Source organism: Mycobacterium colombiense, assembly GCF_003284975.1.
Classification (GTDB): domain Bacteria; phylum Actinomycetota; class Actinomycetes; order Mycobacteriales; family Mycobacteriaceae; genus Mycobacterium; species Mycobacterium europaeum_A.
Genome location: NZ_QMEU01000020.1, coordinates 21,985 through 42,282, shown reverse-complemented (window position 1 = coordinate 42,282; position 20,298 = coordinate 21,985). Strand labels below are relative to the sequence as shown.

Sequence of the window (20,298 nt, the reverse complement as noted above, 5' to 3'; positions counted from 1 at the left end):
GTGCTAGAAGTTCATTACACGCCAGAATCCAGGCTGTGTCAACACTGTTGACGTCAGACGTGGGCCTACAATCTGTCCGGATCTTCATGTGTGGTGGCCCTGTGGTCGCCTCGGACGTACCCCGCCCATGATGGCGAATATTGCGCAGCCTGCTCGTCCTGTGTGAGGTGACGGTGGTTCCGGTCGGAAAGGGCGCCCGGTCATGGGGTTTCGGCGGGCCCGGGCTCGGGAACTGCGCCGTTCGTCGGCCGAGGTCCGGTTCGCGTTGACGTGTCGGCCCCAATTGTGGTGCTGACCGGATGGGGTGGGGACGCGGAGGCCGCATTTTCTCTGGCAAGGAAGGCGCCCAGTTCACCGATCGCACTCATCAGAGGTGCCGGGAAAACAATGGTCGTGTTCTTCTCCACCCCGAGCTCGACGAGCGTCTGCAGGTTGCGCAGTTGCAACGCCAGCGGGTGCGCCATCATCGTGTCCGACGCCTCGCCCAACGCGGCTGCGGCCATCGATTCGCCCTCTGCCGCAATAATTTTGGCCCGCTTCTCGCGCTCGGCCTCGGCTTGCCGAGCCATCGCGCGTTTCATGCTGTCGGGCAGCTGGATGTCTTTGAGCTCAACCAGGGTCACTTCGACACCCCATTCAAGTGTTGCGATGTCGAGGATCTTTCGGATATCGGCGTTGATCGTGTCGGTCTCCGACAGCGCCTGGTCGAGGGTGTGTTGGCCGACGACCTTACGCAGGGTGGTCTGCGCGATCTGGTTGATTGCGGCGTGGACGTTTTCGATGGCGATCACCGATTTCACGGCATCGAGAACCCGGAAGTAAGCGACCGCCGAAATGTCGACGCTGACATTGTCGCGGGTGATGATGCCCTGGGACTGGATCGGCATCGTCACTATTCGCAGCGACACCTTCATCAGTCGGTCGATGACCGGGATGATGACGGCCAGCCCGGGGTCTTTGACAGCCACCACCTTGCCGAGGCGGAACAACACTCCCTTCTCGTATTGGGTCACCACTCTCACCGACAATGACAACAGGATCACAGCGACAACGAGCAGTACCACCACCAGGATGATCAGAGCTTTCATGGCATGTCCTTCATAGATATTGAGGAATTTGGCATTCGGGCCTCGTCGCAAACGAAGCCGGTGTCAGGCGTGAGTTAGCTCGCGAAGCGGCCGGCTGGATCGGGGACGCCCGCAAGTGGGCACGCTGAGGGGGATCGAGTGATGGGGTCACGGGGGACCTGAGGCGCATTGATCATCGGTGTGTGGGGGTTCGGAGCCGATGCTCCTTGGGTTAGGCGGCGGACAGCCGAACTCATCCCGGACCAGCTGAAATTCTCAGCACCCTTGACGCTACACCTGTTTGACCGCTCCTATTGACCAGCAGATTGACTCAAACGTCGCGCAGCGAGGGTTTTCTGACGCGGACACGGCATGCAGCAACGCCGTCGAGCCCATCGTCTGGCCGCCGACACCGGAATCCAGTGACGGTGTCTGATTTTCGAATGCGCACCGGCCCGGCGCTCTCACAGTCCGTCTCACCGGTACGGCGCTACTATTAGTCTGACAACCGTCTCTCAACGGTTGGTCCGCGGCCGGGGTGCAAAACTTCGGTGTGGATGTGCAGTTCCGGCAAGATAATTGGGCGCAGCTATGACGGAGTTCACGGGGGGCGTCAGCGGTTTGCCGTTGGCGTCGTTGAGCGTGCAGCAGGCTAGCGCTGATGCTGCCGATTTGCGGGCCGGGATCGACGACCTGGCGGGCTTGGTGGCGGGCAGTCTGGGTTTGCCTGAGTTGCTCGCTGAGGTGTCGACGTTCGCGGTGCACGCGATACCGGGTGCCGACGGTGCCGGGGTGACCTTATTGGAGGTCGACCGGGTGGACAACATGGTGGAAGCGTTGGCGGCCAGCGCTCCGTTTGTCGCCAAGATCGACGAGATTCAATACGTGACCCTCAAGGAGGGGCCCTGCATCACGGCAGCTTTGGAGCGGCGCACGGTGCGGTCTGGGTCATTGGGTGGGGAGAAGATGTGGCCGCGCTTCGGTCCCCGGGTGGGGCGTTTGGGGGTGCACAGTGCGCTGTCGCTGCCACTGCTGGTCTCGGATCAAGTGATTGGAGCTATCAACGTCTATGCCCACGACAAAGATGTCTTCGATGAGCATGCCGCAGAGCTGGGCGAGCTGTTCGCCAAGCCCGCGGCGGTGGCGGTGCACAACGCACAGACCCTCGCGCACGCGCTGACGCTGACCACCCAGTTGCGGATGGCGCTGTCGACGCGCCCGGTGATTGATCAGGCGATCGGCCTGATTCGGGGACGCACCGGGCGCAGTGCTGAGGAGGCGTTCACTCAGTTGCGCACGATCAGCCAAGTCGAACACCGCAAACTGGGCGAAGTGGCCCAACATATCGTCGATGAAGCCGTTCGCCGCGCTCGCGCCCGCGCCCGGCGCGATCCAACCTGACGCTGAACCGGGATCGGTCTACGCCCGACCCATTGCAGCACGAAGTGGCGCGCGTAGGTTGGAGGGCGGGGAAGCAGTGGAGGCGACGGGTCCCGGCTCGCGTCCGAGGCTCCCCACCCTGCAGGCGACTTGCCTGTTCGGCCCGGCAGGTTCGATCCGCGCTCCGGAGCGCTCAGCGGAACCATCCCGTGATGAAAATCGATGCGGCCCTGGCCGCTGATTTGGACATCCTCACCGCCGGCTTAGATCAACCCGGCGCCAATGTGCTGCACACCCTGCATCAATCGGGTGTCGACGCCCGAGCGGCGGTGCCCACCTATCTGGGCCTGCGCGTTACCGTTGATGACAGCGATCCGCCGTTCACGTTCACCATCCTCGAGGACGGCGCCGTGACCGACGATGTTCGCTCATCCCTTCGGCTGAGGCTGCCCGGCGCCGGTGGCGGCCGGTCATCGCTGTCCGTTTCCGTCATCCTCTACGCTGCGACGCCGGGAGCATGTGTCGACCTCACCGCGGACGTGGCGTGGTTAACCGGCCGCCCGCCCAGCGACTTCGTTCTCGATCAGCACCTGCCCGGCCCAGACAGGCCGGACGACGCCGGGACGTATCTGCGGACAGTGTCGGTCATCAATCAGGCCATCGGCGTCCTCATCGGACGCGGCTATACCCCGGAGCAAGCTGATCGAGAACTGGACACTCGGGGCGAACGATCGAGTGCCGAGCGACACGTCATCGCGCAGTCCATCCTCGACACGCTCGCCGCGGGGGGCCCGGCGAACGCGGCAACCGCCGACGATGATCTGGTTTCCTTGTCCCGCAGTGTAATTGCGAGCTGGAGGCCGATACCGCTGGCGGCCGGGATCGGTTCGTCGATGCCGTCGTGGCGCCAGCTGTGGAAGGGGACCGGTGTGTGTCCAGGTGCGAGAGTGCGTGCGAGACGGACGTCGTCGGGTAGACCTGCCCTGCCGGGATAGGTGCCCCGTTCGGTGACCACACGGTCTAATCGCGATGAGGTGCTCACCAGTGGTACTGCGCTTGATACACCCACCGCCCACACTCGATTGGGCGCTTCGGCACCACCCCGAGCTATCGGGAATCGGTATGAGTCAAACGTGCAGTGGTGGGCGTGGTCTGGCCCGCACCGGGGCTCGCGCAAAACGCCGCCGACTCCTGACCATCTGGTTGCACCCCTGATAACCACGGCGCTGGCGTCGGCGCTCGACGGTCAACTAGCCGCGGATCGCCGAGGGGGGTAACGTTGTTGTTGCTGAGTCCTTCAGCCAGTCCGGAGAGAGTTTAGCTGTACGCCGCCGAACTCGATGAGCTTCAGCTCGCGCCGTACATTCCCGATATCTGACTGAGCAGTCGAGACGACATGCATTACAGTCATCTCCTCGTTAGCCGGGACTCGGATGACCACTAACTCCACTTTGCGTTCACCCTGTTTCGTGCCCGCCGGCTTGTCGAGCGCATTACCGGGGACTGCACGACACCACTGTGTCCCCCCGGTTTGCAGGGTGCTTCAAATCAGCTGGGGGCCAAGCTAAATGACCGCCTTCACGCACTGACTCGGGAATTCTCCCCAAAACATCTCTCCAGAAATTAGGTAAACATCATGATCACTCTCGGAATCGTTCTCATCGTCCTGGGGCTGCTCCTGCCCGCCCTCGTCCCCACGTTCGCCTACGCCCATATTTGCTTGGTTGTCGGGGTCATCCTCCTTGTCGTCGGACTGTTACTCGCAGTGGTGGGACGGATGGGACACGCCGTCGGCGGCCGCCGCCACTACTACTGACCCGCCAGGTACATCCCGTGGCTACCGGCTTGGCCGGCCGAAGCTGCGGTCCGGCCCAAGCGACCGCTCATCGCCGCCAGCCGGCGGCCTCACGCGCTGAGTCCGCCACCCCAGAAGGAACCGCATAACCGTGGACGGTCTGCGACTGAACTTCGTAGCCCAGCATCGGCCCAATCAAGCCATCGAGAGTAGTGGCCTCGGTAGCGCGATCACGCGTTTGCTGGTGGCTTTTAACGCTTGGAACCCAATAAGCCCCGAAGGGAAAAGCATTGGCAATTACCGACATTCCGGCCTTCGCGCACCTGACCGACGTCGACATCGAAAATCTGACCGTCGAGCTTGACTCGATCCGACTGGAAATCGAGGATTCCCTGGGCGAGCGCGACGCTCGGTACATCCGCCGTACTATCGCGGCACAACGCGCCCTCGATGTCTTCGGCCGGCTCATGCTGACCGGTAGCTCGAAACGCTGGGCCTGGTGGGGAGGAACCGTGACACTCGGCCTGGCCAAGATCATCGAGAACATGGAAATCGGCCATAATGTCATGCACGGTCAGTGGAATTGGATGAACGATCCCGAGATCCATTCCTCGACATGGGAATGGGACATGAGTGCGGTTTCCAAACACTGGCGCTTCACCCATAACTTCCAGCACCACAAGTACACCAACATCGTCGGGATGGATGACGACGTCGGCTACACCGTGCTTCGAGTTACCCGTGACCAGCCCTGGGAACCTTTCAACATCGGCAACCTGCTGTTCAACGCCATCCTCGCGCTCGGATTCGAATGGGGAATTGGCTTGCAGCCCATCGAGTTCGGCAAGGCCTTCAAGGACGGCCCAGACCGTGCAATCGCCGCCCAGCGGTTGCGCGAGTTTGCAGCCAAGGCAGGCAGGCAGTTGGTCAAGGACTATGTCGCGTGGCCGGCGCTCACCTCGCTATCGCCGAAGGCGAGATTCCAGTCAACGCTGAAGGCCAACGTGGTGGCCAACCTGATCCGCAACATCTGGGCCAACGCGGTCATTTTCTGTGGGCATTTCCCTGATGGTGCAGAGAAATTCACCAAGAACGACATGTTGGACGAAACGCAGGGACTGTGGTACCTACGCCAGATGCTGGGCAGTGCCAACTTCGAAGCCGGACCGGCCCTGCGGTTTATGAGCGGCAACCTGTGTCACCAAATCGAGCACCACCTTTACCCCGATCTGCCCAGCAACCGTCTGCACAAGATCGCGGTGCGAGTGCACGAAGTCTGCGATAAGTACGACTTGCCTTACACCACGGGCTCATTCGTGATGCAGTACGGCAAGACTTGGCGCACCATTGCAAAGCTGTCGCTGCCGGACCGCTACTTGCGTGACACCGCGGATGACGCGCCGGAGACTCACAGCGAACGGATGTTTAGCCAACTGGGACCTGGTTTTGCCGGGACTGCGGTTGCGACGGGACGCCGCCGCGGTCTCAGGACGGCCACCGCAGCGGTCCGGAAGTCGCGTTTGCGACTCGCGCGTCGGCAAAAGGCGCGGACCGGGACGACATCGTCAGGCACGGTCGACGGCTGACGTAATTTACTGGCCAGTAACTTACGCAACCGTAGGTTGCGCTATAGTGGCTGAGGGCTCGGGAGAGCAATGATTCTGCCGTTGTGCCAGCCTCCGAATACAGTTGGATGAGAGACGAGTTCGCGTGACCGAGATGAACTATGTCGATTTGCACGGTGAACGCGTCGCCTATCGAGACGCCGGGGCCGGCGAGGCGCTGCTGTTGATTCATGGGATGGCGGGAAGTTCGGCGACCTGGCGGGCGGTCATTCCCGAGTTGTCGAAAAGGTATCGGGTGGTGGCACCGGACCTGTTGGGACACGGCGAATCAACCAAGCCCCGCGGTGATTATTCGCTGGGCGCGTTCGCGGCGTTGCTGCGTGATCTGCTCGATGAACTCGGCATCAGCCGGGCGACAGTGGTCGGTCAATCACTCGGTGGCGGTGTGGCCATGCAGTTCACCTACCAACATCGCGACTACTGCCAGCGCCTGGTTCTGATCAGCAGCGGCGGCCTCGGCCCCGACCTGAACTGGATATTGCGCATCCTCTCGGCACCCGGAACCGAGCTGGTGCTGCCGGTGGTCGCGCCGCAGCCGGTTTTGAACATCGGCAACAAGGTGGGGTCGTGGCTCACGTCGGCCGGAATCCAGTCGCCGCGCACCGGCGAGATGTGGAACGCCTACTCCTCGTTGTCAGATCGGGAGAGGCGGAAGGCGTTCCTGCGGACGTTGCGCTCGGTAGTGGATTACCGCGGCCAGGCGGTCAGTGCGCTCAACAAGATTCATCTCAGTCATGGATTACCCACCTTGCTGATTTGGGGTGAGCAAGACCGGATCATTCCTGTCGCCCACGGTTACGCCGCTCATGACGCCGTGCCGGATAGTCGACTCGAGGTTCTTGCCGGTGTCGGGCACTTCCCACATGTCGAGTCCCCAACAGCGGTGGTGGAGATCCTTGACGACTTCATCGCGACCACGGGGCGCGATGCCGGCCTGGCGAATCGACAAATCTGATCAGAACTGAGATGCGGCCAAGGTCCGCACGACCGGTGGTTTGGTGTCGGAGTCAATGCCCCGCCGATCAGGTGCGACCATGCAGGCGCGAACCAGCGGTCTGCATGGTCGCCTGCTTCGATGACTGGCCGCTAAATTCAAAGAGGCGCAGCGTAATAGGCCGCGACAACCTTTGCGGATAACGGGCCGTAGTTTGAAGCAGAAGATTATCGAAGGCGCTACCACTTCTTTAACCCTTAGTCCTTGACAAATGCGCGCGAGGGGTGCAACGTCAACCAAGTTGAGACTCTCAGCCAGTTCGGAGTGGGGTCTGCCGTCCGCCGCTCTCCTCGCAGAGCAATGGCTCGCGCCGAACAAGCCGGTGACAACCGCACTGTCGGGAATCACCATGAACACGCGACCCTCGTACATGCCGCCGTTGGGCGGCATCATTTCCCAACCATTGCACAGTAACACCCTGCACCTAGCCAGTCGTCGGCTGAGATCCTCGGTTGGCGTCATCAGCGCCTGCGGACAGATCGACGCATCCAACGCGGAGATTGTGATCGAGTACACGCTAGGGCATCTGATGCGCGTCCGCGGAATCGTCCTGGACCTGCGCAGCCTGGATTTCTTTGGAACTGAGGGCTTTTTGGCGCTGCACAGGGTTTCCGTTTGCTGCGCACGCGCCGGTGTAAGCTGGGTGATCGTGTCCGGTGAGGCAGTCTCCCGGGTGCTGCGGATCGGCGACCCACAGGCCTCGCTACCCGCGACGAGAACAGTCGAGGCAGCGATAGTAACCATCCAAGGCCGCCCCCCCGTCGAACACAGGCCGGCCTCCGCCCTCAACGGGTCAACGCGATAGCTGCGACTGACACGCCGATGCGCGCCGCCCGGACGCCGTCAATTGGTTTGGGGGAACTTGAATTGTTGACCAAGCGTCGGGCTTCGCCAATCAGTCGCCAATTGAACCCCATGGCATATCCGGAGACTCCTTGCGAAGGATGGAGTAATGTCAGGGGTTCGTCGAGGCGGTATCTGCCGCAGCTGGGGGGTCTGTGCTGACCGCTAGATGGCGGTCACTCCCACCGCCTGAGGGCCTTTGGGTCCCTGGCTGATCTCGAACTGGACCCGCTGATTTTCCTCAAGGGAGCGGAAGCCGTCCCCTTGGATTTCGGAATGGTGGACGAATACATCTTTTGCGCCCCCGTCAGGGGCGATGAAACCGAAACCTTTGTCGTTGTTGAACCATTTGACGGTCCCCTGCGTCATACCGACTTCTCTCTATTTTTTGAGAGTGGACGCAAATTTCGATATCGTCCACGGCAAAAGCCTAACACGAGCCGGTCACGAAAATCGTTCCGACGGAAGACGCGAAAAGGCAGACCGTATGCCGATTTCCCCGGGTGCTACGCCCGGATGATGCCTCGATCTTCCAGATGCGTTGAGCCTCAGCGATTCTTGGAGTGCAGCAACGCCGCTCCCGGTAGGGCCTCGGCGGCTTTTGTACGCTTCGCGGCACGCTTCTGTTTCAGAGACTTAGCCGATTTTTTGGTCATGCTTTGTCTTGGCGACTTGTCAGACATCGCGGCCCTTTGATTTTGGGGGCCTGTGTTGGTCCCTGTTCCATGAGTGTACGCCCCCGCGGACGGCGTGCTGCCCAATTGTTTTGCCAGTGGCGATTGAACCCAGGGTTGCGGTGGATCGCACCAAAAACAGCTGTGCATCAGCGCGTTACGACGCGCATACCTGCGGATCCCGCGACGGGCCAACGTCATTACGTGAGTGACGGCATGAACCTCAAAGCCACGCTCGACGACGGCTTCGCGCTCCGCGAGGCCCCACGAGAGCAAATTGTGGCGTAACGTCGTTAGCGAGCTGTTTCGTTGTCAGCGGTAGCCTCGGTGCCTTCAACGGCATTCCCATCGGGATCGCCCGCAATGTGATTTCTCCGTCGGCTCGTTTTCGGGTTGATCGATCGAACTGCGAAGGGCGCTTGATGAAACGAGCAGCATCACCGGGCGGAGCCATTGCTTCCGAACCGATTTCGGTAACGGGTGTGATCACAGACTCGCTGGGGCAACCCGACGAGTGGACGGCTGCCCCGTTGACGGATCCCTCGACATACACGATCGGTACGGCAGGGCCCCGCCGCCCCGCTAGCCCGGTTCGGCTCACTCTCGCATCCCGGCTCGGGAACAAGATCGATGGCGCGTGGTGGCCCCGCACCGGGATGATCTCGCGAGAGCTGACCGAATTGGTAGCGGTGTTGGATGCCCGGCTGGGTCTGATCAGGGAAATCGACGTCAACTGGTCATCGTTGCAACGCCAGCACGACCTGAATTGGGACTGGTGGCAGGGGATACGCCCACACGTTATGACAGTTGGCGGCCGCGATGGGCGGGCGACACTGCTGATCGTGCCCCACCGGACCGGTACCGCACTTGCGGTGATGGTGTTGCGCCAGGCCGCCGGGCTGCCCGTATTCGAGGCGCATCGCGCTTCTCGCGCCTTTCAGGTCGCCGAATCGATCGTCCGCGTGGCCCGGGGGGAGCAAATGTTCGCAGCGCGGGGCGCGCGCCGGACTCCGCGGTAGATGCCTCAAGACCGTCGGAAATGAGACGAGCCCGGTTTCGCCCGACACACACGGCACGCCCCTTGTCGGCGTTATACGGGATTCGTTGGTGTCTAACGCTTTACGGACGGGCTTAGGTGGAAGTTTCCACTTCAGCAGCGCTTGTCGTGAGAAGGTTCTCGACCGTCGAGGCGTTGCTCGGGCCGGCTGCGGTCATCATGATGGCATGGGCCTGGGCCGGGTCGGTGTGCGGGGAGACAACCAATAACACGATCTTAGCGGAATTAAGGCCAAGTACTTCGACGGTGCCGGCCGGCTGGCGGCGATATCCGTCGATGCGTACCGTTCGACCGCCGGTCGCGATTTTAGTTGGCGGCGTTGCCCATTCGTTCGCATTGTAGATCACGCGGCCGATCGGTCCGAGTCGAACCGAGAGGACCGATAGCAGGTCCGGCAGCTCTGCACTGAGGTCGTCACTGTGTGGCCACCACGCACCGTCGACGTACCCGCTGCGGGGCGCCTTGGATTTCAGCCTCAAGCGCGGCGTGTGTGCGGGCGGCGCATGCCGGTGCGCGGCATCCATGTGGTCCTTTTTCGGCGTCATAGCGACGCTCCCGTCTTGACCGCGAGACCGGTCAATTCCTTCGAATCGGCGACGACATGGCATTGATTGGTCACGTACGGAATATCGCCGATGATTCCTACGCTACACGCGCTTTCCAGAGGCATGCGGGCAGCGCTGCTGCCAAGCCCCACGCGTGCTTCGCGCACGCCTCGCTGCCCCCGCCGACAGGTCGCCACCCGAACGGGCGTCAGCGCGGCAGACCGCGTGCGCCCCAGCCACACGAGTACCGAATTCGGTTGCGGCGAAACGGTGAGCGCTGCCCATAGCGGTGGCTGTGGTTAACATTCGAGTCTTCTATTTCCGCCGTATTTCATCTACGGTGGGAGCCAGCAATTGATCGAGCAGGTTGCGTTTGTGGTCCGTTGCTAGATGGCCGTTGGTGTGCAACTGTGGTGTTAAGCAGTCAGCACCAGGCTGGCCGCCGTCGACCCTTCACTGTGTGCACCAACGCAGTACGCATTGATAGAGCCGAGAAATCGGGCGCGGACCTCCGGCTTGACACCCCTTGCGACAGCTGAGCTGGGTGTTCGCCGCAACCGTGTCGGCGGCGCGGGCTGCCGCTTCCTTGGTTAGACCAGACCGGAGTAGTGTGAAAAGCCTCGGCGGTCTTCCGCTCGTGACCGTCTCGGTTGCGTGGTCGCCGATTCGAATGATTGGCCGGTCTCGCGGTCCAGACGGGAGCGTCGCTGTGACGCGAGAAAACGTCGGCAACAAGGTGAGATTGGGTGACACGCGGGACGTCCGCATGCCGCGGTTGCGATTGAAACCCACGGCGCATGGCCGCGGGCATGTGGATGGCGCATGGTGGCCACGCAGCGATGACCTGATGACGGAGCTGCCAGATCTGATCGCGGTGCTGTCCGGGCGCCTGGGTGCTGTCGGTCAGGTGATGTACCACCCTGGCGAATGGACAACAACGCCCACCGAACTCGTCGCCAGCGAGCGTGCGGTCCACCTTGACAAAGCCCGTGACCAGGCCCCCAACACGGTCGAATTCCTTGGCGCTGCAGGCAACAAACTTGTCTTGCTGGTTGTCCCGGCTTACATCGATCCAGACCAAGCGCACGCGATTGTGGTGGCAGCCGCCGCGTCGGGCGACGTGTCAAGCGTGGACGCCCTGCTCATGATCAGCCTGCAGGACCGGGAAAGCCGCACGGAGCGAGACGCCGCTCGTGAGCGCTGGGATTCGCAACGCAACGCCCGCCAGGCGAGGCGCGATCGATCCTCGGCCCTGCGGCAGTTTGTCCCGGCGCCTTCCCCATGTCGCAGCGCCCCACCGGACTATAACCAGGTCCTCCATCGCCACAGCCGTTTGTTTTGCCCCGTCGCCGAGGAATTCGTTGAACAGGGGGTGGTGCGCTGATGGTTGTGCGCTTGTCGGGGGTCGATGCGTTGTCGCTGCACACCCAGAGCGCGAAGATGCCCGCCCACACGGTCGCGCTGGTCGTCATCGATGCGTCCGATCAGCTCAGCCACGAGCGCCTACACAAACTAGTGACGGCGTCGCTGCCGCCGATGGCGCGCTTTCGCAGCCGACTGGTGGCCAAGCCCCTGGGTTGCGGGCAGCCGATGTGGGCCGAGATCGAGGACTATGACCCCTCTCCACAGATTCATCGCGCAACGGTTCGCGCGCCCGGCGGCCGGCGCGAGTTCGCCGACCTCATCGCGAACGTGAGTACCCGGCGGCAGAATTGCCGTAACCGGCTGTGGGAAGCGTGGAGCATCAACGGTCTGGCGGGCGGCCGCTGGGCATTGGCGGTGAAGATGTCGCCGCTGCTCAACGACGGAGCGGGCGGGCTGGCGTCGTTGTGGCCGCGGCTGCTGACTGCTCTGCCGCGCGCCGACGCGACCACCAACCTGCCGGCCGAGCCGAGCCTCGGCCCGGCCCCGTCCGTCGGCGAGGTCGTCACCGATGTGGTGGCCGAGATCGCCGAGAACCATCTCACCGGCGCATGGCTGATTGCTGACGCCATGTCTAATGTGCTGCGGGCCGTAAGTGGCCGGCTATCCGGCACCGCCGCACGTGACTCCATGACCCCAACGGCACCGGCGATGAGCGGGCCGGTGCCACGCACAGTGTTCGACGCTCCGCTGACCAGGCGGCGTGCGGTGGCCTTCGCCTCGATCCGGTTGGCAGACGTGAAAACGGTCAGCGAGGCGTTCGGAGGCAGTATCCCCAACGTCGTGCTCGCCGCCTGTACGCTTTCGCTGCGCGCATGGCTGCAACGGCACGACAAGGTACCCACCGATCCGCTGCTCATGCGGATGCCGTTCGAGTTGCCGGCCACGGACCCTCCCAACATCGGTAAGTCGTTGACTGTCGGGCGGCTTCGCATCCCGGTACACCTCGACGACCCGGTGCAGGTCCTCGCCAACCTCCACACCGCCACCGAAAGACTGAACGCCATCCGCAGCGCAAGAGCCGGAAAATGTTCTCCCGCAGCCGATTTAGCGGAAATAGCTTCGCTTATGCCGCCGAGCGTAGCGCGGGCCGGTATGCAGCTTTACGCCCGGTCGGGTGTGCGACGCCAGTTCGAGCCCATCTGTCACGGCAGTGTCTCTTATATCGCCGGTGAGGCGGCGCCGGCGTATTGCGCCGGGGCCAGGGTCGTCGGCATGCACACCGTCGCGCCTTTGGCGGAGGGGAGTGGACTGAACATCGCGCTGACCTCCCGCGGTGGGGAGCTAGATGTGAGTGTGTGCGCATGCCCCGACAACGTGCCTGCGGTCGACGATATCGCGGCCGGGATCGCACGCTCTGTCGATACTCTCCTGGCGGCAGCGCAGGAATCTCCTCGCGGGCAAGGTCGTTCGGTCGTCAGTGAGATGACGTCACATCCCGCGAATCGTTCACGAGGCAGAAGCTATGACAGGTTGAAATGAGTCCCGGAAAGGTCGAAGGCCGCGGTGCCGGCTGTTCGAGCCCACGGCGTGGCAACCTTTCGCGCCACCGGCGGTTTCGCTGTGAAGTGCTATCTTCTCGCCCATTGACGCATTGCCGTAAATCCCTGTGAGAACCACGTGGCTTCCAGCCGCACCAGTCTATTGTTCACACGAATGCACGCGGTGACCGGTCCCATTGCGATTTGGGGCATTGCTGCCCGACTCACATAAGACAAGGCAAAACGCGAAGCCGCCAAAGCGGCGCGGTGATCTGCGCCATCGGCGCAACCGGAGCTGGTGGGCCTAGGGCTGGAAGGCCGGAAGAATGGTGCCCGAATCGCGAATCTCCCAGATACTGGCTTTGGTCACGCCATCGAAGTTGATCTTGTCCAACGTCGCTCGCGAATACGTAAGGTCGATGGCGACCTGAGTCGAGGTATTGCCGTACGGGTCGGTCATCGGAAAAGTGCCCTGTACGTTCACCGCGGACGCGTCGGGGTAGGTCGCCCGCGCGTACTTGAGGATGCCGATGGTGTCCAACCGGGCGCCGTCCTTGATCATCTGCTCGGTGTAGTTGTCCCGAATGGCGAACTTGGCGTCGACCACGTCGCCTTCTGGGCCCGACGCGATGGTGAAGCTGACGCCGTCCGGCTTTTTGGGACCGGCCGTTGTGGACGGCGCCTCGGTCGGTCCCGCCGTCGCCGAACTGCTCGATTCGGCCGATCGGCCGTCCTTCTTCGGATCGAAAACCCAGCTCTTGCCGACGATGATGAGCAGCACCAGGACGCACAGCGTGGCCAGCGCCAGGACCGCTTTGCCGGGCAGGCCCTTCTTCGGCGGGTCCGCGGTGAAGGCCCACTCGCTGGTCCAGCTGGTGCCGTCGAAGTAGCGCTGCAGCCCGTGGCCTACTGCGGGATCGGGGTACCAGCCCGGCGCCGATTTCGGCGGCGGCGGCGCCTGTTCAGACGGCATCCATTTATTTTCGTCGTGACGACGACATCGCGGCCACCCGCCCCCGCTGACCGCGCGAAACGCGATCCATTTCGGCCGGCGTCATGCCGTAACCCCGTCAGTCCTCGCGGTCCGGCTCGGTGAGTTCCGGCGCGTTCTCCCGGGTCGCCATTCCACCTTCGCGCCCGTGATCTGCGGGACCGGGGCGGCCACCCTTGGGCTCGTCGTCGTCCCTGTCCGATCGCTTGCCCATCACAACCTCCTTCGTCGTCGGAAGGACTACCCGCATCGGCACAATCCAACGATCCCGAGCATATAAACAGGACTGGGTCAATGGACGAACCCCAACTTGCGGAGTTCGAACGCAACGTGCAAGCGACGTATAAGCAGATGGTGCGCATCTCGATCGAGCCGCAGTGGGCGCGGTTTTATGACTTTGGCGCCGGCCGGTTGCCGCTTTCCTCGCGAACCTCATCGCCGACGACTAGCCGAGTCCAGCTGACTCTTTCGCTACCGCCGACGCGGACCGGCGTCAGCCGCAGACCGCTTGCCTCACGGCGTTTTTCGGATATCGGCGAGTGAGTTTCGCAGCCCTCCGTCAATCCGGATTTGCACACCGGCCACCGCCACCATCACGGCGGCGGTCACCAAGTGCACGATCGCGTCGGTGGTGTTGTTGGGGAACGTGAAGACGAACGCGACCTGATGGGAGAAGAAGGCCCAAATGCCCGGCAGCGCACCGGCTATCGCGGCGAGCAGTAGATAAAGCACGGACCACGACTTGCGCAGCGCGAAAACCAGGCCCGGAGCAAACAATGCCAGGCCGGCGACAGCGTGCCAGCCGTTGTAGTCCATTCCGAGCAGCTGCACGGTCGGCGCGGGGGGGCCGGTGGCGAAGCTCGGGTTGACGATGAGGCCGACAACAGCCTGGACGACGTGAAAAGCGCAGATGATCAGCAACCCGGCCTGAGCGAAGCTCCACCTCACATGGCACCTCCTTGTGCATGACGGGCTAGCCAGGATACTACGCGCGGTAGTAGATCGGGGTCAACGGATGAATCGGCCCGCCGCGAACTCAGTTCCGGCCGGGGATCTTCATCACCGTACGCACGATCGGCAGCAACGATTTCTGCCACAGATTCCCCGGAATGCCAAGGGGCGGATCGAGATTGAACACGCGCGCGGTCGCGATCGTCTGCGATTCGGTGTACTTCAGCAGGCCCTCGGGGCCGTGCCGGCGACCGACGCCGGACTGGCCCATCCCGCCCATCGGCGCGCTGAGGCTGCCCCAGGCGAACGCGTAACCCTCGTTGACGTTCACCGTCCCCGACCGCAACCGGGCGGCGATCTGCTGGCCCTCGGCCGACGAGCCCGCCCACACGCTGGCGTTGAGCCCGTACTCGGTGTCGTTCGCCTTCTCGACGGCCTCGTCCACATCGGCGACGGGGTAGATCGAGACGACCGGGCCGAACGTCTCGTTGGCGGCGCACTCCATCTCGGGCGTGACATCAGTCAGCACCGTCGGTTCGTAGAACAGGGGGCCGATGTCGGGCCTCGCCTTGGCGCCCGCAATCACCCTGGCGCCCTTGGCTTTCGCGTCGTCCACATGGTCCGTCACGGTGTCCAGTTGACCCGCGGAGATCAGGCTGCCCATGTCGACTGAGAAGTCATATGCGGTACCCAACTTCATGTTTCGCACCGCGGTACCGAACTTGCCGATGAAATCGTCGGCGATGTCCTTCTCGACGTAGATGCGCTCGATCGAGATGCACAGCTGGCCGGCGTTCGAGAAGCATGCGCGGGTGGCCGCCTTGGCGGCCTTGTCGAGGTTGGCGCCCCGCGTGACGATCATCGCGTTCTTGCCCCCGAGTTCGGCCGAGAACCCGATCAGCCGACGGCCGGCGTGTTCGGCGAGCTGCCTGCCGGTGGCGGTCGAGCCGGTGAACATCAGGTAGTCGCAGTTGTCGATGATCGCGGTGCCCACCACCGAGCCTGGCCCGGGCACGATCGCATAGAGCGGGCGCGGCAGGCCGGCCTGGTACAGGAGCTCGGCACATGCGAGCGCGCAATACGGGGTCTGGCTGTCTGGTTTGAGCACCACCGCATTGCCCGCCAGCAGTGCCGGCACCGAGTCGGACACGGTCAGTGTCATGGGGTAGTTCCACGGCGAAATCACGCCGACCACGCCCTTGGGCTGGTAGCCGACGGTGGTCTTGCCGATCCCGGGGAGCAGCGATTGCACCGTGCGAGGCTTCAGCAGGTCGGCCGCGACGCTCACGTAATAGTTCGCGTTGGCCATCAGGTCGATGATTTCCTCCTGAGCCGCCCAACGGGCCTTGCCGGCCTCCGCCTGCAGGAGATCCATCAGGAACTCGCGGTTCTCGACGACCAGGTCGCGATAGCGGGCGATGATCTCGACGCGCTCGGCGACCGGGCGGTTTGCCCAGGCGACCTGGGCCGCCCGCGCCTCGGCGAATGCGGCTTCGACGTCTTCGGCGGTGCCGATCGGGATCGTGGTCAGCGGCTTTCCGGTGAATACCTCGTCGATCGTCTTGGTCTGACGTGCGGTGGCGTCTTTGATCGCGGCCAGCTGACGCAGGCGATCGAAGACCTCGGCAGACGGTGCAGGCATGTCGTTACCTCTCGCAGAACCTTGGGCGTCCGAACACCAGCCTATTGGGTTCGTAGCGCCCGGGCGTTGGCAGACGAGATCGGCGCTACGGTCGTCGGCTACGGCAAAAGTGGGTAAGCAACGTACACGCGCGGGACCGCGCCGGGTTTGCAAGTCACTAGTCGAAAGGCGGCATCGGATGGTTCGTGACGAAGGAGGCCGTTGGGATGTCGGGGCCGAAGGCAACGCGGTATACGTCGAGCGCATTTCTGAAAGCGACGAGCGGTTGTTCGACGACCTGTTATCGCCTCAGGAGGCCCGAGAGCTTGCCGGGCTCTTGACGAAGTACGCGGACAAGGCCGACCAGGCGGAGGATTCGGACGACTCCGACGACGAGTCGAAGGATTCCGACGACTCCGGGGACTCGTCGAAGGATTCCGACGACTCCGGGGACTCGTCGAAGGATTCCGACGACTCCGGGGACTCGTCGAAGGATTCCGACGACTCCCGGGACTCGGACGAGCATAAAAACTCTGACAAGTCCGACGACGAGTCGAAGGACGCCGACAGCAAGTCCTAGGACTCCGACGGCGAGTCTTGCGACCCGGACAAGTCCGACTGATCAGTCATGCCCTGACCACGCTGAGGTGCAACCGATCTCAGCTGCGGACGACTGTCAGTTGTTGAGCGCGGTTGATACTCAGCGGATCGAAACCAGTTGGTCAATCGAGTCCCTGGGCAATTCGCCGTCCACGACGGCGCTCACTACCAGGCGATTCAAGGTGATCGAACCCTTGTGATTGTCCAGGAAAGCCGTGTCCGAGGCGTCGCGACCGGTGGCTATCCGCACCAACGTCTGCCGCGGTGCTAGCAACGTCGCATCGACCACCCGCCAGTGCCCGGCGACGAAAGCCTCGGCGACGGCGTGGAAGTCCATCGGATATACCCCCGGTGCGTAGACGGACGCCACACGGGCTGGGACGCTGACCGCCCGCAGGAGTGCCACCACCAGATGCGCGTAATCCCGGCACACACCTTCGCCGGCGAGCATCGTGTCCACCGCCCCGTCGATTGGATCGCTTGAGCCGGGGACATAATCCAGTCTGGTGCCCACCCAGGAACTCACGTGCTCCAGCAGTTCCGCCGGATCGCGATCGTTGCCGAATTCCGTTGCGGCGAAACCGAAGAACTTATCGGATTCGGCGTAACGGCTGGGTCGCAAGTACATCGACTGGTCGTACTCGGTCACCGGCGCTCGACCAGTCTGACCCAGGATGGTCGCCTCGTAGTTGACGAGTAGTGTGCCCACCGCCGAGTCAAACTTGTGGATGCGGTTACCGTGCAGCCCGCTGACTTCCAACGGTGTGATCGGCCGCCCGTTCAAGACGAAGCGCAGCGACTCGAAGACCTCGGTTCCTGGGTGCGGTGCAACAGCGATCTGAAACTCCAACGTCGTGGCCGCGGTGATTTCGACCTCCATCTCGGCGCCCACTTCTCGTCTCATAGCGCGATAGTGCGCCAGTTGCGCAGGATGCGCCACCTGGCGACGACCCGAATGGAGCACCGTCAGGCAAGGACACGGCTCGGGGCGCTCAGAGGATGTGCAGGCCCTGGGCTAACTCCGAGACCCCGACCAGGGCGAATAGGCCCACCAGGATTTGCCGGTGATACGTCCGCACCCAGTCGTGCAGCACCAATAGCAAGGATTGTGTTCGTGCCGGTCTGAGGACATAGCCGACGAGGATGATCTCGACGACGGCGTACATCAGGATGATGAATGCCACGGAGGCGCCGGCCTGCGCGGTGACCGAGGCACCCGACGCCGCGATGATGGCCACGATGAACAGGACGCCGTCGATCGGCACCGAGATGATGCCGATCACCCACGCCACCCACGACGCCCCGCCATCCCAGGCGTGGTGGATGCGGCCGAGCAGGCGCCGGAATCGGGAGGGGTCGTCGGCCGGCACGTTCTGGACCCGGGTCAGCAGTCGTGGCATGGCGATCGGCGCGCCCGAGACCACCGACAGTTCCGGGGAGCGGTCGGCGTCGGGCGCGGGTCGGCGTGTTCGTCGGCGGGTGAGGAAGCGGACCGTCATCAGTGCGGCGACCGACAGGACGACCACACCGAGGCCGATTTGAACCCTGCCGAGGGCCGAACTCGTCGACGGGGACGCCGAACCGTGCGCGAGGTGTGAGAACATCGGCGTGAAGTTGAGCAGCACCAGCGGGACGAGCAGCTCGGGTATGCATACCGTCAATCCGCCGAGCCAGTAGGCGAGCAGGCTCGCCCCGGGACGCGGTCGGGAGATCATCAATAAGGCGAGGCCGAGACGGACCGGATTGAGCGCGGCCAGGATCCCCAAGCCCAGCACCGACCCCCACATGGTTCGGGGCTCTACCCGTCGACGGCGGCGTCTAAACGCCGCCATTACCCGAGTAAGCACGCGAGTATTTTCGTGCCGCAAAGTCGGCTATGAGTCCGCTGTGTGCGCCAAACCCGGTTGTGTGCAACGGATTCGGGCCCGGGCGCTTGACGACAGCGCGGCAGGTGAGAGAGGGGACCGCGTGCCGAACCGTCGCCCGGCTCGCATCGCCGAAGCCGCGCGTCGGAGGTAGCGGACCGGGCCGACGCTCGAGCACTGGCGAACATCTTCCGTGCCGGATGGCCGTGACATCAATCACAACGTGCCTGTTTACGGCCCCGTGTGGATGGCGCTGAGCGGCCCGTGGCAAATCATGCGAGGCTGGCTTGAGGCGCGGATGCGAATCGGCGACATCCGAATGATGAGGACAGGCGATGGGGCAGCCAAGGTGGGCCGGTTCGGTTCTGTGTAGCTATGGCGCGGCCGGGGTCGCCATCAGTGGTTCGCCACACCGCCGGCCGCGTTTTAGCAAGCGTCCGTACGTTTTTGCATGGTGGCAGCGGCATTCGACGTCGTGTCCTGCAGGCCGGGATCCCCAGTGAAGAGTCACAAACGCGCAGCTAAAAGCGCTCGCCTACCCGAACTCAATCGGTGGTTCACCTGTTACGCGGGCCGGCACTGGACGCATGCCGCCCGCGAAGGCAAATATTTTGCGAATGCGTAAGCGAGTTTTTGGCGCGCGGACGGCGGCAAAGATCGCTGGTCAGCGTCGACAGGGAAATCGCACCCGGAGTCGCGTTCGGGAAGCGGAGGTGAACCTGGCGCGCGCACGACACGTTACTTTTGCTAAGCAGCAAAATTCGGTGCGACAGTAGTATGACTGCGGATCGGTTATGCAAGAACGGAATTCATATGTTTCGCACAGTATTGGCTGGGTATTGTCGATTCCGTGGATCGCGACGCCGACGGTCGCAGTGGTAGCTCACGCGGAGTGCACTGCCGATGAACGCTATCTGTCGGCGAGGTGCCGGAATGGTCACCGCGACCATGGTGTCGTCGCGCCGCCCCCGCCGACCGAGCTCACGGGCGTTGGCGCCGGACGCCTGGGCCGGTCGACATACGGGCCGGGCTTGACGGCTTAATCCTCACACGCCGCAACGATACTCGGGGTTGTCCGCGGCACGGCTTGGTAAATCTACGTCTCGGTGTTAGGGGGTCCATCGGTGTCGCTCAATCCGTTCGATGACGACAACGGCCAATTTTTCGTCTTGGTCAATAACGAAGAACAGCACAGCCTTTGGCCAACCTTCGCTGTCGTTCCCGCCGGTTGGAGGGTAGTTTTTGGGGAAGCCGACCGCGCCACATGCCTGCACTACATCGACGAAGCCTGGCCCGATATACGGGCGAAAAGTCTGCGCGACACGCTGACCGCGCCGGTTTGTGATCCGTAGACCGGTATCGGTATGAAGGGTTTCGGGGTCGAACT

20 protein-coding genes are annotated in these 20,298 nt (G+C 63.1%); 11 read left to right on the top strand and 9 right to left on the bottom strand.

Annotated features, from left to right (window positions below):
* Positions 1–200: 200 nt before the first annotated feature.
* The gene (locus DQP58_RS09770; RefSeq protein ID WP_205869387.1) at positions 201–1,088 is read right to left on the bottom strand and encodes a slipin family protein; all 888 of its coding nucleotides are present in this window, start codon (positions 1,086–1,088) and stop codon (positions 201–203) included.
* A gap of 570 nt (positions 1,089–1,658) precedes the next feature.
* Between DQP58_RS09770 and DQP58_RS09765 the strand changes: the two genes are divergently transcribed.
* From DQP58_RS09765 to DQP58_RS27605, 6 genes are all read left to right on the top strand, one after another.
* Positions 1,659–2,468: a GAF and ANTAR domain-containing protein gene (locus DQP58_RS09765; protein WP_112708208.1), complete on the top strand. Its 810-nt coding sequence runs from the start codon at positions 1,659–1,661 to the stop codon at positions 2,466–2,468.
* A gap of 191 nt (positions 2,469–2,659) precedes the next feature.
* Positions 2,660–3,442, top strand: a complete 783-nt coding sequence (locus DQP58_RS09760; protein ID WP_133259353.1) for a hypothetical protein — start codon at positions 2,660–2,662, stop codon at positions 3,440–3,442.
* A 641-nt stretch (positions 3,443–4,083) separates the two neighbouring features.
* Positions 4,084–4,263 (top strand): DUF6131 family protein, encoded by a 180-nt coding sequence (locus tag DQP58_RS09755; RefSeq protein ID WP_112708206.1) that lies wholly within the window; start codon positions 4,084–4,086, stop codon positions 4,261–4,263.
* 269 nt (positions 4,264–4,532) lie between these two features.
* The gene (locus tag DQP58_RS09750; protein ID WP_112708205.1) at positions 4,533–5,828 is read left to right on the top strand and encodes a fatty acid desaturase family protein; all 1,296 of its coding nucleotides are present in this window, start codon (positions 4,533–4,535) and stop codon (positions 5,826–5,828) included.
* Positions 5,829–5,961: 133 nt separating this feature from the next.
* Positions 5,962–6,822 carry an alpha/beta fold hydrolase gene (locus DQP58_RS09745; protein ID WP_112708234.1) on the top strand — a complete coding sequence of 287 codons (861 nt, stop codon included), beginning with the start codon at positions 5,962–5,964 and terminating at the stop codon, positions 6,820–6,822.
* A 250-nt stretch (positions 6,823–7,072) separates the two neighbouring features.
* The gene (locus DQP58_RS27605) at positions 7,073–7,666 is read left to right on the top strand and encodes an STAS domain-containing protein (RefSeq protein ID WP_430915807.1); all 594 of its coding nucleotides are present in this window, start codon (positions 7,073–7,075) and stop codon (positions 7,664–7,666) included.
* A gap of 203 nt (positions 7,667–7,869) precedes the next feature.
* On the opposite strand, the gene DQP58_RS09735 is transcribed toward DQP58_RS27605, so the two are convergent.
* Complete coding sequence (locus DQP58_RS09735) at positions 7,870–8,073, bottom strand: cold-shock protein (protein ID WP_112708203.1); 204 nt, start codon at positions 8,071–8,073, stop codon at positions 7,870–7,872.
* An 859-nt stretch (positions 8,074–8,932) separates the two neighbouring features.
* Here DQP58_RS09735 and DQP58_RS09730 point away from each other — a divergent pair.
* Positions 8,933–9,397 (top strand): DUF5994 family protein, encoded by a 465-nt coding sequence (locus DQP58_RS09730; RefSeq protein ID WP_112708233.1) that lies wholly within the window; start codon positions 8,933–8,935, stop codon positions 9,395–9,397.
* A gap of 112 nt (positions 9,398–9,509) precedes the next feature.
* Here DQP58_RS09730 and DQP58_RS09725 read toward each other — a convergent pair whose 3' ends face one another.
* The gene (locus tag DQP58_RS09725; RefSeq protein WP_112708202.1) at positions 9,510–9,980 is read right to left on the bottom strand and encodes a DUF5994 family protein; all 471 of its coding nucleotides are present in this window, start codon (positions 9,978–9,980) and stop codon (positions 9,510–9,512) included.
* 709 nt (positions 9,981–10,689) lie between these two features.
* Between DQP58_RS09725 and DQP58_RS09720 the strand changes: the two genes are divergently transcribed.
* Positions 10,690–11,364 (top strand): DUF5994 family protein, encoded by a 675-nt coding sequence (locus DQP58_RS09720; protein WP_240629699.1) that lies wholly within the window; start codon positions 10,690–10,692, stop codon positions 11,362–11,364.
* Entirely contained in the window at positions 11,364–12,884 is a 1,521-nt protein-coding gene (locus DQP58_RS09715) for a wax ester/triacylglycerol synthase domain-containing protein (RefSeq protein WP_112708201.1), read from the top strand. The genes DQP58_RS09720 and DQP58_RS09715 overlap by 1 nt, the downstream gene beginning before the upstream one ends.
* 303 nt (positions 12,885–13,187) lie before the next feature.
* Here the strand turns inward: DQP58_RS09715 and DQP58_RS09705 are convergent, their stop codons facing one another.
* From DQP58_RS09705 to DQP58_RS09690, 4 genes are all read right to left on the bottom strand, one after another.
* A complete protein-coding gene (locus DQP58_RS09705) occupies positions 13,188–13,856 on the bottom strand; it encodes a DUF2510 domain-containing protein (RefSeq protein ID WP_112708200.1) in 669 nt (222 codons plus the stop codon).
* A 97-nt stretch (positions 13,857–13,953) separates the two neighbouring features.
* Positions 13,954–14,088: a hypothetical protein gene (locus DQP58_RS27390; RefSeq protein ID WP_276310502.1), complete on the bottom strand. Its 135-nt coding sequence runs from the start codon at positions 14,086–14,088 to the stop codon at positions 13,954–13,956.
* Positions 14,089–14,387: 299 nt separating this feature from the next.
* A complete protein-coding gene (locus DQP58_RS09695) occupies positions 14,388–14,822 on the bottom strand; it encodes a DUF4383 domain-containing protein (RefSeq protein ID WP_112708199.1) in 435 nt (144 codons plus the stop codon).
* Between the two features lie 88 nt (positions 14,823–14,910).
* Positions 14,911–16,467, bottom strand: coding sequence for a succinic semialdehyde dehydrogenase (locus DQP58_RS09690; protein WP_112708198.1), 1,557 nt, complete (start codon positions 16,465–16,467; stop codon positions 14,911–14,913).
* A gap of 178 nt (positions 16,468–16,645) precedes the next feature.
* Here DQP58_RS09690 and DQP58_RS09685 point away from each other — a divergent pair, with 178 nt between their 5' ends.
* Positions 16,646–17,026, top strand: a complete 381-nt coding sequence (locus DQP58_RS09685) for a hypothetical protein (RefSeq protein ID WP_112708197.1) — start codon at positions 16,646–16,648, stop codon at positions 17,024–17,026.
* 120 nt (positions 17,027–17,146) lie between these two features.
* On the opposite strand, the gene DQP58_RS09680 is transcribed toward DQP58_RS09685, so the two are convergent.
* Together DQP58_RS09680 and DQP58_RS09675 are read right to left on the bottom strand one after the other, a co-directional pair.
* Positions 17,147–17,950, bottom strand: coding sequence for a transglutaminase-like domain-containing protein (locus tag DQP58_RS09680; protein ID WP_205869385.1), 804 nt, complete (start codon positions 17,948–17,950; stop codon positions 17,147–17,149).
* 88 nt (positions 17,951–18,038) lie between these two features.
* On the bottom strand, positions 18,039–18,833 hold the full coding sequence (locus DQP58_RS09675) for a GAP family protein (RefSeq protein ID WP_112708195.1): 795 nt from the start codon (positions 18,831–18,833) through the stop codon (positions 18,039–18,041).
* 1,202 nt (positions 18,834–20,035) lie between these two features.
* Here DQP58_RS09675 and DQP58_RS09670 point away from each other — a divergent pair.
* A complete protein-coding gene (locus DQP58_RS09670) occupies positions 20,036–20,263 on the top strand; it encodes an MbtH family protein (protein ID WP_112708194.1) in 228 nt (75 codons plus the stop codon).
* Positions 20,264–20,298 lie beyond the last annotated feature (35 nt).

What these genes read in the sequence shown, in the direction of transcription:
- DQP58_RS09680 (WP_205869385.1), bottom strand. Translation starts at nt 17,950, where the DNA reads ATGAGACGAGAAGTGGGCGCCGAGATGGAGGTCGAAATCACCGCGGCC.
- DQP58_RS09765 (WP_112708208.1), top strand. Translation starts at nt 1,659, where the DNA reads ATGACGGAGTTCACGGGGGGCGTCAGCGGTTTGCCGTTGGCGTCGTTG.
- DQP58_RS09705 (WP_112708200.1), bottom strand. Translation starts at nt 13,856, where the DNA reads ATGCCGTCTGAACAGGCGCCGCCGCCGCCGAAATCGGCGCCGGGCTGG.
- DQP58_RS09760 (WP_133259353.1), top strand. Translation starts at nt 2,660, where the DNA reads ATGAAAATCGATGCGGCCCTGGCCGCTGATTTGGACATCCTCACCGCC.
- DQP58_RS09725 (WP_112708202.1), bottom strand. Translation starts at nt 9,980, where the DNA reads ATGACGCCGAAAAAGGACCACATGGATGCCGCGCACCGGCATGCGCCG.
- DQP58_RS09715 (WP_112708201.1), top strand. Translation starts at nt 11,364, where the DNA reads ATGGTTGTGCGCTTGTCGGGGGTCGATGCGTTGTCGCTGCACACCCAG.
- DQP58_RS09675 (WP_112708195.1), bottom strand. Translation starts at nt 18,833, where the DNA reads ATGTGGGGGTCGGTGCTGGGCTTGGGGATCCTGGCCGCGCTCAATCCG.
- DQP58_RS09755 (WP_112708206.1), top strand. Translation starts at nt 4,084, where the DNA reads ATGATCACTCTCGGAATCGTTCTCATCGTCCTGGGGCTGCTCCTGCCC.
- DQP58_RS09745 (WP_112708234.1), top strand. Translation starts at nt 5,962, where the DNA reads ATGAACTATGTCGATTTGCACGGTGAACGCGTCGCCTATCGAGACGCC.
- DQP58_RS27390 (WP_276310502.1), bottom strand. Translation starts at nt 14,088, where the DNA reads ATGGGCAAGCGATCGGACAGGGACGACGACGAGCCCAAGGGTGGCCGC.
- DQP58_RS27605 (WP_430915807.1), top strand. Translation starts at nt 7,073, where the DNA reads ATGCGCGCGAGGGGTGCAACGTCAACCAAGTTGAGACTCTCAGCCAGT.
- DQP58_RS09685 (WP_112708197.1), top strand. Translation starts at nt 16,646, where the DNA reads ATGGTTCGTGACGAAGGAGGCCGTTGGGATGTCGGGGCCGAAGGCAAC.
- DQP58_RS09690 (WP_112708198.1), bottom strand. Translation starts at nt 16,467, where the DNA reads ATGCCTGCACCGTCTGCCGAGGTCTTCGATCGCCTGCGTCAGCTGGCC.
- DQP58_RS09735 (WP_112708203.1), bottom strand. Translation starts at nt 8,073, where the DNA reads ATGACGCAGGGGACCGTCAAATGGTTCAACAACGACAAAGGTTTCGGT.
- DQP58_RS09770 (WP_205869387.1), bottom strand. Translation starts at nt 1,088, where the DNA reads ATGAAAGCTCTGATCATCCTGGTGGTGGTACTGCTCGTTGTCGCTGTG.